At 39.1% G+C, this 11,655-nt stretch carries 11 protein-coding genes; 4 read left to right on the top strand and 7 right to left on the bottom strand.

Annotated features, from left to right (window positions below; genetic code table 11):
• Nucleotides 1-127 precede the first annotated feature (127 nt).
• Genes GQR46_RS09435 through GQR46_RS09425 form a run of 3 tightly spaced genes read right to left on the bottom strand, consistent with a single transcriptional unit; the run spans nucleotide 128 to nucleotide 2,399 of the window.
• Nucleotides 128-463 (bottom strand): DUF3325 domain-containing protein, encoded by a 336-nt coding sequence (locus tag GQR46_RS09435; protein WP_165728814.1) that lies wholly within the window; start codon nucleotides 461-463, stop codon nucleotides 128-130.
• On the bottom strand, nucleotides 460-2,061 hold the full coding sequence (locus GQR46_RS09430) for a PepSY-associated TM helix domain-containing protein (RefSeq protein ID WP_165740800.1): 1,602 nt from the start codon (nucleotides 2,059-2,061) through the stop codon (nucleotides 460-462). Before GQR46_RS09430 ends, GQR46_RS09435 begins: the two co-directional genes overlap by 4 nt.
• A complete protein-coding gene (locus tag GQR46_RS09425) occupies nucleotides 2,058-2,399 on the bottom strand; it encodes a hypothetical protein (protein ID WP_165728812.1) in 342 nt (113 codons plus the stop codon). The genes GQR46_RS09430 and GQR46_RS09425 overlap by 4 nt, the downstream gene beginning before the upstream one ends.
• Nucleotides 2,400-2,742: 343 nt before the next feature.
• On the opposite strand from GQR46_RS09425, the gene GQR46_RS09420 reads away from it, so the two are divergent.
• The 3 genes from GQR46_RS09420 to GQR46_RS09410 all read left to right on the top strand — a co-directional run bounded on the left by GQR46_RS09420 (nucleotide 2,743) and on the right by GQR46_RS09410 (nucleotide 4,967).
• Nucleotides 2,743-3,099 (top strand): VOC family protein, encoded by a 357-nt coding sequence (locus tag GQR46_RS09420; RefSeq protein ID WP_165740799.1) that lies wholly within the window; start codon nucleotides 2,743-2,745, stop codon nucleotides 3,097-3,099.
• Between the two features lie 150 nt (nucleotides 3,100-3,249).
• On the top strand, nucleotides 3,250-3,831 hold the full coding sequence (locus GQR46_RS09415) for a uracil-DNA glycosylase family protein (RefSeq protein ID WP_165740798.1): 582 nt from the start codon (nucleotides 3,250-3,252) through the stop codon (nucleotides 3,829-3,831).
• A gap of 257 nt (nucleotides 3,832-4,088) precedes the next feature.
• A complete protein-coding gene (locus GQR46_RS09410) occupies nucleotides 4,089-4,967 on the top strand; it encodes a bile acid:sodium symporter family protein (protein WP_101216036.1) in 879 nt (292 codons plus the stop codon).
• Nucleotides 4,968-5,285: 318 nt separating this feature from the next.
• Here GQR46_RS09410 and GQR46_RS09405 read toward each other — a convergent pair whose 3' ends face one another.
• Nucleotides 5,286-6,953: a cell surface protein gene (locus tag GQR46_RS09405; protein WP_165740797.1), complete on the bottom strand. Its 1,668-nt coding sequence runs from the start codon at nucleotides 6,951-6,953 to the stop codon at nucleotides 5,286-5,288.
• A gap of 72 nt (nucleotides 6,954-7,025) precedes the next feature.
• Nucleotides 7,026-8,492, bottom strand: coding sequence for a dGTPase (dgt, locus tag GQR46_RS09400; RefSeq protein ID WP_007583580.1), 1,467 nt, complete (start codon nucleotides 8,490-8,492; stop codon nucleotides 7,026-7,028).
• Between the two features lie 163 nt (nucleotides 8,493-8,655).
• On the opposite strand from dgt, the gene GQR46_RS09395 reads away from it, so the two are divergent.
• Entirely contained in the window at nucleotides 8,656-9,876 is a 1,221-nt protein-coding gene (locus GQR46_RS09395) for an ectonucleotide pyrophosphatase/phosphodiesterase (RefSeq protein WP_165728810.1), read from the top strand.
• Nucleotides 9,877-9,967: 91 nt separating this feature from the next.
• On the opposite strand, the gene GQR46_RS09390 is transcribed toward GQR46_RS09395, so the two are convergent.
• Together GQR46_RS09390 and GQR46_RS09385 are read right to left on the bottom strand one after the other, a co-directional pair.
• Nucleotides 9,968-10,711, bottom strand: a complete 744-nt coding sequence (locus tag GQR46_RS09390) for a zinc-dependent metalloprotease family protein (protein ID WP_007583576.1) — start codon at nucleotides 10,709-10,711, stop codon at nucleotides 9,968-9,970.
• 126 nt (nucleotides 10,712-10,837) lie between these two features.
• A complete protein-coding gene (locus GQR46_RS09385; RefSeq protein WP_165740796.1) occupies nucleotides 10,838-11,542 on the bottom strand; it encodes a hypothetical protein in 705 nt (234 codons plus the stop codon).
• Between the last annotated feature and the right edge of the window lie 113 nt (nucleotides 11,543-11,655).

Genomic DNA, 11,655 nt, shown 5'->3' with positions numbered 1-11,655 from the left:
GGAATAACCACACTACATAGGCTCTGCCTTGCCTAAATACCAAACAGTCTGCTGCAAATTCACCCACCAAAGATCAACACGCCCTAATCTATGGGAAAGTAACGGATCACGTTTTTACTAACTAAGGCTAGTTTAACGCTAAAAATAGACCGCTAAGTACAATTAATAAGGCGCTTAAAACACTAAACCACTTTACGTAGCCTACTAAAAAGTTATAAAAAACCATTATAATTAAGACACTTAGGCTCATAAACCCACAAAATAGTAACGCGCCATAACCACTTTGAGTTGCTACGCAAAGTACTAAGCTTAGTAAAATACTGATCCAAGCAATAAATAGCAGGCTTTTACTTTGTAATTCTGTAGGGCGTTTTTTAAATACATCTTTAAAATGATTAAACTTAGCCAGTGCAAAACCATTAAAACCAAACAAACACAGACTAAAACCAAGTAAATCAATCATGATTTTTGCCTTTTAAGATTATTAGATTGGTTAGGGCTGATTATTTTTGAGTTGTTTTTAGCAGTACGTAATTTTTCGGTTTGTATAAAAAATAATATACTAAATAACAAAAACAGTGCATCAAAAGTAAATAAAGCCCACTGTTTGTGCATCAAATAGCTAACTATATTACCGTTAGTTGTAAGTGCATTAATAACCGGTACGCTTAAACATGCAACAGCATTTATAGCTGCCATAACTCGCCATTGCAGTGTGTCGCGCTTTATAAGTGCTAAAAGAGCAACCGCTAGCCATGTTAAAAAGAACGCGAGTATTTCTTTATCGGCGCGCTCTGCGGTAGTTGGGCTAAGTAGTCTGTTAGCAATAAAAAATGCACACGTTGCCAGTGGTAGTCCCATAATAGTGGCTAGGTTTAACCCCTCAACTAGTTTTAAACCAAACGAAGGTTTAACGTTATTTTTAGTTCGCTCGCGAATTCGCTTAGCCCACATAATACAGCCAGAGCCAATCATTACACAGCCTGCAATACCGCCTAATACGTATAACCAACGCAGTAACCACGTAGCTAAACGCCCTGTATGCATTGAATTAAGTGATTCGTAAAGCGCTTTGCTACTAGTTAGCTCGTCATCAGTTTTAGCAACCATTTGCCCTGTAGCACCACTAAATATTAAGCGTGGTGCTTGGTCACGCAGTGTTTTACCTGCGCTTACCAATACGGTAATTGTTGAAGCTGCCATATTTGGTTGGTTAACTTGTACGCGAGTAATATCTGCATGAGGCCACTTAGTATAAACCTGATCCAAAATGCTTTGAATCGGCACCATTGACGATTCGCCTTGGGCTTTATCGGTCATGGTGTTGCGAGGGGTTACATCGTTAAAAAAGCCACGCATGCCGTTATCGTAAGACGTTTGCGCAGGGTAGGGAAACAACATAAATATGAGCGTAATCATGCCCGTGTAAGTAATCATTAAATGAAAAGGCAGGGCAAGCACAGAGCTTAAATTGTGGGCATCTAACCACGTACGGCTACCTTTATTACGTCTAAAACTAAACATATCTTTAAAAATACGCTTGTGAATAACCACACCCGATATAATGGCAATTAGCATAAAAAAGCTAGCAAAGCACACAATCCAGCGTGCGGTTATTGCATCCATGTAATGTAAATCATAGTGCAGCCGATAAAAAAAGTTACCACCTTTAGTATCTACAAAGGGCTCAAGCTCTTTCATGGTATTAGGGTTTAACTGTGTGTTTTTAAACTGGCTGCGGCGCTGGCCTGGCTCTTTTGGCTTTGCATAACCATAAATTAAATAAGGAATACGCGGCTCAGGTAATGTAATACGCCAGCTTGATGAGTTAGCTCCATGGTTAGCTAAGTAATCGAACCCTGTAATTATTTGTTGTTTTTGCGCTTCTATACGCTGTGTTTGGGCTTGTACATTATGTATGGCAGGTTGATTCCACAGCGTTATTTCGTCTCTAAAAAAGCTAAGTGTTCCTGCAAAAAATATTAAATATAATAACCAACAAACGAGTAACCCTACCCAAGTGTGTAACCAAGTCATCGATCTGAAAAAGCTGTCTTTCATACCCAACCCTTTAGTAATACAAGCAATCCGATAAACGCACCTGTACTTAGTAAAATACTGATCCAAATTTTTCTTAATGATTTAACGCTAAAGGCATAAATAAATACTACGGCATAAATTAAAATGCTGATTGAAACACTAAACAGTACAGCGTCTTGCTTAGCTATTGGCAATACAAAACTTAATAACGCAGTACTTGCAGAGGTAAAGGCATAGCCACCAATTATGGCAATAAAAAAACGTAAAAATACCAAAACTCGATAACTGCTTACGCTTTTTACTATAAGCGCAATTACGTTAACCTTATCGAATGGCGCACTGTGCAAAGGTGCCTGCATAGTTAATTAATCCCTTTATTTAAAGCTGAGGATAAAACAAAGGCGCTATTATATATGTTACAAATACAAAAGATAGCTATTCTCATTTACGGCGGCTAACTTTTAGTAAATTATCCTTCTTACTTAACCTGAACCTTGGTTAACAGGTTTTATACGTATTGAATTATGGTGATATTTAAATTTATTTTCTCTAGCGCTGAAAATAGCTGCTCGAGATAGATTTATTATCCAGAGTTCAGATTACTTAGTAAAATACTGATCTGTTATTGTTTAATGATATTGCACAGGCTGCATGTAAAGCTTAAGGTTAATAAACTGAGTAAAAATAAAGAGTGAAATAACGATGAGCGATCACGAAAAACTAAATTACGTAGAGTTTCCTGCATGCGACTTACCCGCAACTAAGGCCTTTTTTAGTCATGTATTTAATTGGCAGTTTACTGACTACGGCCCAGAATACACGGCGTTTAGTGGGCAGGGGTTAGATGGTGGGATTTTTCAGGCTCCATTAAAATCACTAACTCAGTATGGGGCAGCATTACTTATTTTTTATAGCGACGACATACACGCAACCTTTAAAAAAGTAGAGACATTTGGCGGAGTAATATTAAAACCTATTTTTGAGTTTCCTGGCGGTTGTCGGTTTCACTTTACAGAACCAAGTGGTAACGAATTTGCGGTATGGGCGAAAGAACACTAGGTACTATAAGGGCTGTAGGGCATTTAGGCTTAAAGATCAGGATTTTACTAACTAATCGCCATTTTAGATAAAATAAACCGATTTTTTACCAACTCATTTATCCTAAATGGCCATTTAGGATGAAAATTAAGCATTTAAGGCCAAATAAACATGAATAGTCACCAATTAATAGACCAAGTTAGTAAATGCGTGATCTGTGATCCTCATTTACCTTTAGGGGCTCGACCTGTAATACAATTTAACCCAAACGCACGTATTTTAATCGCAGGCCAAGCACCGGGTATAAAAGTTCACGAAACAGGCGTGCCGTTTAACGATGCAAGCGGAAACCGCCTACGAGAATGGCTTGGGCTAACACGTGATGAATTTTACGACGCTAATAATATAGCAATTTTACCTATGGGCTTTTGCTACCCGGGTAGGGGGAAGTCGGGTGATTTACCACCGAGAAAAGAATGTGCCCCAGCATGGCGCGAGCAATTATTGGCTGCACTACCAAATATTGAGCTGACAATAGTATTAGGTAAATACGCGCAGGCGTATCATTTACCGGAGACTAAAAAAATGCCACTTACGGAGTTAGTAAAATCGTGGCGTGAGTATTGGCCAAATTATTTAGTGCTTCCACATCCGAGTCCGCGCAATAATATATGGCTTAAAAAGAATCCATGGTTTGAGCAAGATGTACTTTCAGAACTGGGTAAACGCATTGCTACTATTTTAAATAAGTAATGCTTCTAGCATTAGGATTTATTGTAAAGGGGCGTTATACCAATCCGCAATAATACTTAATCATTTTGCGGGGCTAAACGTGTCGCTACCTGTGTTAAAAAATTCTCATTTAGAACAACTAAATAGCGAATTTTTTGCCTAGCTATCAACACGTTTTTCTATCCTCAAAATAGATCACTTAATTAAGCGAATTGGTATACAGTTAACTTAAAAATTAACACTCCAATTAAAAACAATAACAAACGAGGCTGTCTAATTTGAATGCATCTATATTAACTGAAGTAATACTTCCGCTCGCCCTTGCACTTATTATGTTTGGTATGGGTCTTGGGCTCACAACAAACGATTTTACTCGTCTATTTAAAAGCCCGCTCGCCATTGTTATGGGTTTAATAGGCCAACTTGTAGCAATGCCTTTATTAGCATTAGGGCTGTGTTATTTACTTAACCTACCAACGCCTATAGCTATTGGTTTAATGATATTAGCTGCCTGCCCAGGCGGTACTATGTCAAATGTAGTAAGCCAGCTTGCTAAAGCTAATTTAGCGCTTTCGGTAAGTTTAACCGCTGCCTCTACCGCAATTAGTATAATAACCACACCGTTTATTATTGGCTTTGCTATGAGCCAGTTTGCCCCAGCAGACGATGCTACTTTCTCTATTTTAATTACTTCATTAGGGCTATTTTTTATTACCTTAGTGCCAGTTGCTATAGGCATTTGGTTACGTCACTTTAAAAGTGATTTTGCCATTAAAGCAGAGCCGTTTTTTAGACGCTTCTCGTTGTTTTTTATGCTTATGATGATTGCAGCACTAGTAATAAAAGAGCGCGATTTATTAGTTAGCTCATTTAACGATGTATTTTGGGCGTGCATAGCACTTAATATTGGTTCAATGGTTGTTGGTTGGTTAATTGCTAAGTGTTCAAAATTAAATTTAACTGATTCGCTGACGCTTTCAATTGAGGTTGGAATTCAAAATGCATCGTTAGCTATTTTAATTGCTATTAGCTTTTTGAATAAACCAGAATACGCGGTCACCGGTGGCGTGTATGGCCTTGCCATGTTTATAGGGCCACTGCTATTAATTGGCGGGTTAAAGCTTAAAAATAAACGTACCGCTAGGGCTGTTAACTAGGACTTTTAATTAGGGCATGTTGACCAAGTTACTTTAATTTAAGGCTACGGATAACGTAGCCGTAAACTCCAGTCTAAAAATACCACCTGTTAAATGTATGCTCTGCACCCATCGCGTCAACAAGTTGTAGGCTTACAAAAGACTCTTAAGCTTGAATATTGCACTAGGCGCTGAGCTTGTTTGCGCGAGGAGTGAAGCTTCTAATTACTAGGGCGCATTTTAGGATAGGATAAGAGTGTAAGTAATACGGTAAAAAAGCAGTTAATTATTTGGTTACTAAAACTGCGCCTCAAATATGAGGCGCTACTTTAAAACTTACTATTTGGTTTGCATGTTTTTAGCGCGTTCTTCTGCATCTATTAATGCTTGCGATTTAGGCGCGCGTTTTTTCTCTTCTATTTTGGGCTTTTCAGCCGAGTCAGGATCCCAGCTTGAGTCTAACGATAAGTTAGCAAATGGATTGTTACTGTCCGCTTTTTTAGGCTCAATTACTGGCTCATCAACTAGCGGTGTTGTTTGTGCTTGCTCAGGTATCGCGTCTTCTTTTTTAGGCGTCGGCTTTTCACCAGGTAATGGTGCATCTGGGTTAAATGTACGCACCTCTGGTTCTTTAAAGTCTTGCTCGGTTGTATACGTAGTCGATTGGGCGTCAGATATTTGCTCTGGAGCGTGTAAATCTATAACCGGCTCACTCGCTGTTACTGGCTCGGGAGTACTAATAACCGGCTCTACAGTGTTATGTTCAGCTTCTATTGGCGCAGATTCCGTTACTTGCGCTGTATGGTGCTTACGTTGTTTTTTTTCAGGCTTTGCATCTGGGTCAAAGTCGCGTACCTCTGGCTCATTAAAGCTGCTGGCATTTTTAATGCGCTCTAAGGTTGTTTTGGCGGCGGCTTCAAACTCGGCGGTATTAGGTTCAGGTTTTTGTTTTACTTCGTTAAACGTAGCGGTACTTGTTTGCTCTAAAGTATCTGCTGGCTCCATTTGTGCAGACTCAATTTCACTTGTTTGCGATGGAGTAACTACGTTGTTTTGCTCATCTGAGATCTGCGTTGTTGTATGTTCAATATCAGTATTTTGCGCTGTGTTAGTAGGTTCCACTGACTCTTCATTTGTCGCTACGCTGCTCTCAACTGCTTTATTATTTTGAGTTGCTTCGTTAATGACGACAGGCTCAATCTTTGGCTCTTTTGTTGTTTGTGCAGGCTTTGTTGCTTTAATTTCAGGTTTAGCTGACGTAGCAATTTTTTCTGATTTAACTTTAGGTGGAGCCGCTATAGTCGGTTCTGCCATCGCTTTGCTTTGTTTTGCACGGCGCAGGCGCACGACTATCATAGCGCCAATAAGTACCACTATAACAAGTATTAAAGTGGGTAAAAGTAACGAGCTTGGGCTCTGCGCTACAGGTTGCGGCGTAATTACTGGCGCTGGTTTAGTTAACACTGCTGCTGGTTTTACAGGTACAGGCTTTTCAGGCGTAGGTTGAACGTTTTGCTCTGGCGTTGCCGGTTTTACTTGCTCTATCACAGCTTCGTTTTTTTGCTCTGTAACTACTTGCTCGGGTGCTGCTTTTGTTGGCTCTGCATCAATTACTATTTCGTTACTGTTGGTATTTAGCTGATCGTTTATTTGTTGTTTTTGATCATTAGTTAAATTAAGGGTTTGCTCGTTGATGCTTTCTTTAACAGCTTCTTCAGTGGGTTTAATTACAGGGGCAGGTTCAACAATTTTAGGTTGTGGCTGAGTAATAATAGTCGGTTCAGGCTCTATTATTTGGGGCTTAGGTTGTGCTTGAATTTCTTTTGGCTTATTACAGTTATTTTTGTAATCACGCGCAGCTTTACGATATTTTTGACTCGCTTTATTATTACTATTTTGCTGTATTTCTTGTTTAATTAAAATGCACATAGCTTCGTTGTATGCAGCACTTTGCGCACTATAAAATAAGGCAAAGCAAAGGGTAAATCTAATTAGTTTTGATATCATGAAGTTATGCGCGCTTAAATATTAATAGTTTGATTTTAAGCGCAAAATTAAAAATTATCCAGAGTAATACAACTAATCAATAACCATAAGGCTGCGATATTCATCGTAAGCAAATTGGTCGGTCATACCGCTTATATAATCTTGGATTAATCTACAACGATAATAAAACTCGTATGCCGCAAAGTGATCGGGCTCTTCTTGCATCGCATCTATTGCGTGTTGGTAACTATTTAAGTGCTTTTTAGAGAGCTTTTTAACAAGTCGCGACTCTATTAATAAACGTGAATCGCCATTTAGTGCACGCTTAAAGTCATCCTTGTTTAGTAGCAGTAATGGTTTATAGCAATCGAGCAAACCATTAATTATGCGATACCCTTGTAGCTCTAATTTTTCGACTTCTTTGTTTGAAAATACATGCTCAAGCGCTACCTGCTTTAGTGTTTTAGTTACTGCATGTAGATGGCTTCTATCTTCTAAAAGCGCTTGGTTAAAATCGCCATGATAAATAGGTTCTATATTTTCGATAAAGCGTTTTGCGGCGTGATTTACTAGCGGATGTAGCAATGCAACCCGCAAGTATATAAAAAATTCACTATTAAAATTATAGGGTTGTGCTTGTGCACGCTCTAGTGCGTAGTCTACTGCTTTGTCTACAAAATTTTGATGTTGAGCGTCGTCGATTAACAGGTTTATTAATACTTTTTTGTAACTACTTTTAAGTTTTTCGCACAGCAACTCAGTGCTTATTATGTCTTTTTCTACGGCGTCTTCTATGTCGGCTAGGCAATACGAAATGTCGTCGGCGGCTTCCATTATGTAACTTGCAGGATGGCGGCAGTAAGGCTCAATAGTGAGCTCTTTTTGTAGCGCTTCAACAAAGTTTTTTTCGCTGTAGTAGTAACCCACTTTTTTCATTAAGTAGTTTTTATTTTGGGGTATGTCTTTTACATCAAGCCCAGCAGGGCGAGTGTATTTTAAAATACCAGCACTTTGGCTGTAGGTTAAATTAAGCGTTTGCAAAGAATGAATTATACGTATGCCTTGAGCGTTGCCCTCAAAGTTACAAATATCAAGCGCAAGGTGTTTAAAAACAACACCTATACCGGTGTTTGGTTCTTTACAGCGCTCGGGTGTTACGCTTGCTAGGTTGTTATTAAACCAGTGGTTAATAGCCGCTTCGCCAAAATGCCCAAACGGTGGGTTGCCTATGTCGTGCATTAGGCAGGCCATTTCTACTAAGCTTTCTAGCGGGCGTTCTAGGTCGGTTAAGCCGTAATCTTTTTGCTGTTGGTAGCTTAAATTAGCAAAAATACGTTGCACTATAAAACGACCAACCTGTTGTACCTCAAGCGAGTGAGTTAAGCGCGAACGAACAGCTGCGTTACGCTCAAGCGGAAACACTTGTGTTTTTTGCTGCAGCCTGCGAATAGCGGCACTGTTAATAATACGGCCACGGTCGCTTTCTAGCGCCATCTGTAAGTTAGAGGTTGTGCGGTACATTCGTGCTGGCGTTATTTTTTTACTAAAATCTATGGTCATCTTTATACTTGTCCTTTTTTACAATTGATGACTGGCATAGTTTTTAGCACATAGTCATTTGTCTTTAATATACAGGGTTTAATCTATCAGTTTGTATCATAAAGTAACAACTTGCTTTAAAATAATTTTTTGAGTAATTGTTGTGCATTTATAGGTGTTTATAATGAAACAGTGGATTTTAAAGGCAGTATCAATTTGCCTAATGTTAGGAATGAACAGCGCATTTGCTGCAAAAGAGCAAACTGTGGTGCTTGTATCAATTGATGGCCTGCGTTGGGATTATATTGAAAAACACGGCGCGCCAAATTTAAAAGCAATGGCCGAGCGCGGTGTTCGCGCACAAAAGCTAATACCTGTTTATCCAACTAAAACGTTTCCTAACCATATTTCTATTATTACGGGCTTACTGCCAGTAAACCATGGCATTGTTGATAATAGCTTTTGTGATAAAGCGCGTAAAAACGACTGTTACAGCATGGGCAAAGCATTGGGCGATAGCACATGGGTAAAGGGTATTCCGCTTTGGAATTTAGCCAAAATGCAGGGACTTAAATCGGCTACTTATTTTTGGCCTGAGTCAGATGCATTATTTAACGGCATGACACCAGATTACTTTTATCACTATTCTAAATACAGCGATTACCAAAGCCGTGTTGATCAAATTATTCAGTGGTTAAGCTTACCAAAAGCACAGCGCCCACGTTTTATTGCGAGTTACTTTTCGCTAGTTGATAGCATGGGCCATGAATTTGGGCCAGACGCACCACAAACGCGTGATGCAGTTAAACAGCTTGATGAATTAATGGGGCAATTACAAACTCGCTTAAGTAAATTAGAGCAAGAGGTAAACTTAGTTATTGTCTCGGATCATGGTATGGCGAGTATAGATCCAGATAAAAGCATTGATGTAACCACACTGCCTCAAGATGAAAACTTTTTAGTTAAAAATACTGGCCCACGTTTACTTATTTATACCCAACCGGATGCTAAAAACGCTGATATTGAAGGTTACAAAGCACGTTTACGAGATGCGTCAAACGGTCGTTATACAGTATTAACTGACGAGCAATTAGCAGCGTATCATTACAATAAAGGCACTCGCGTAGGCGATATTGTGGTGCAAACTACAGCGCCAGCGGTATTTACCAATGGTAAAAAACCAACCTATTTAGGGACTCACGGTTATGCATATACCGAGGATATGGCAGCATCATTTATTGCTGTAGGCCCTGCATTTAAACAAGGTGTAAGCCTTAAAGAAGTAAATAACCTTGATATTTACCCAGTACTTGCAAAAGTGATGGGACTTAAATTGTTAAACAAAGTAGACGGCAATGGTAAAACATTAATGCCAGCAATTAAGCAAAAAATCGTTGTGCATTAGCTTAATCTAAAAGAGCGCGTAAGCGCTCTGCAGGGAAGAACATGTTAAAACTATAAAGTGGGCTATTTAGCCCACTTTTTTATTGGGCAGCTTATTTAAAGTTAGCAATACTTGTTTTTGTAGCAGTAACTGTGCGAATTGCATGCGCTTGGTTTGTAATACCAAATGCAATACCGTTTACGCTCCAGCCAGGGTTAGAGAAGTAATCGTACTGAGTAGCGCTACCGTAAACGTGCGGGTAAGCCATTATACTTGCAAACTCGTTTTGTACGCCGTGACCCATGCCATCTACATATACACCGCCAGACGTATCACCTTGTTTGCGTGAATGCGCTAAACCTTGGTTATGACCAAGTTCGTGTACAAATGTAGTTGCACCACAATCAATTGCAGTGATTGAGTACATACGGCTGCTCATTGAGCTGTATAGATTGCCATTAGTGCCTTGGCCAACCCATGCTAAACCACATGAAATAAGCCCATTGCCAGCACTTTGACCAGTACCTAATACGGCAATCATGTCGGCTTTCCAATCGCTGCGTAAACCATCTACGTAGCTGCTATTTGTAACCGAATCTAACCAATCCTCAGACGGCGTTACTGCATAGTCACCTAAGTTTTGTTTGCCAGCTAAGCGTAGTGTTATATCAACGCCATTTTGGCTATATACCTGATTACTAAAAGCAATTAGTTGATTTATTTTAGTGTCAATATTGCTAGTTGCAGCAGCTGATTGGTCGGTATATAAAATACCGATATCGATTGTTTCTGCTTGTGCAACACTTGCTGCACATAATGCCGCAGCCAGTGCGGTTGTTGTGATTACTTTTTTCATTATTGTATTTCCTTACTCTTGTTGTGGTTGGAACTTGTTTTTAACTTGGTTGATCTCATAAAAAGCAGACACACTAAAGCTGCCCTATAGTGCGGCTTTAGTTGTTTTTTATATTTTGATTATTGGTTAGCCATCAATTTTTGGTGCAAATATATCGATGCTTTTATCTGATTTGGGTTTTGGTGCGGTTACATCATGCTCTATGTGGCTTTTATATAAATCGCGTTTTGCTGCAATCCATCCGTACTTACCTTTACTTTCGAATACATAATTGCCAGAAGGCGCAGTAAATTGACCATATACGGCATCTTTACCTACCGTTAAAACGGTATTATGCATGCGGCCATCAACACCCACTATTTTGCCAAATATGCTCTTATCGCCATTTTCAGACTCAACCACATTAGTCACTTCTGCGGTGAATGTTTCGGCTGTTTGCGGAATAGCTAAATCAAAATTTTCGCCAGTCTCTAACGCCTGTAAAGAATTTAAATCAAACTCAATATAGGCCTCGTTATGTAAGTCGGTAGGTAAAACTTTTGCGTTTATAAGCACTTGCTTTGCTTTGTCGGATAGGCGATTTACGGCATCAAATTCTTCAAACGGTAAGCTGTTGTCAGGGGTAATAATAGGTTTAACGGTAATTGGATCTTTACTCATATCAATAGGTGCAGGGGGATGTGTATTGCGCGTTTTTTGTAAATCAATAGGAACAAAATCAATAGCAACAGGCGCGATAGGTTCGCCCGTTTCATCTGCATTAAAAAATAGCCCATAAACTGCAAATGCCGATAATGGTATAGCAATTAGTAAGACGACAGATCTCTTCATTTGTTTCTCTTTTAGTGTTTTTAGTTAACTGTTTGTTATGTTTTATATTATTAAATGGATTAGATCAAGATAATAAATGTAACCGAAAAGAATTAATTCTAAATTTCATAATT

The sequence above is a fragment of the Pseudoalteromonas sp. Z1A6 genome (assembly GCF_011378745.1).
Taxonomy (GTDB): Bacteria; Pseudomonadota; Gammaproteobacteria; order Enterobacterales; family Alteromonadaceae; genus Pseudoalteromonas; species Pseudoalteromonas arctica.
Note: the sequence above shows the minus strand (reverse complement) of the source record. Positions and strands in the feature narration are given on the sequence as shown.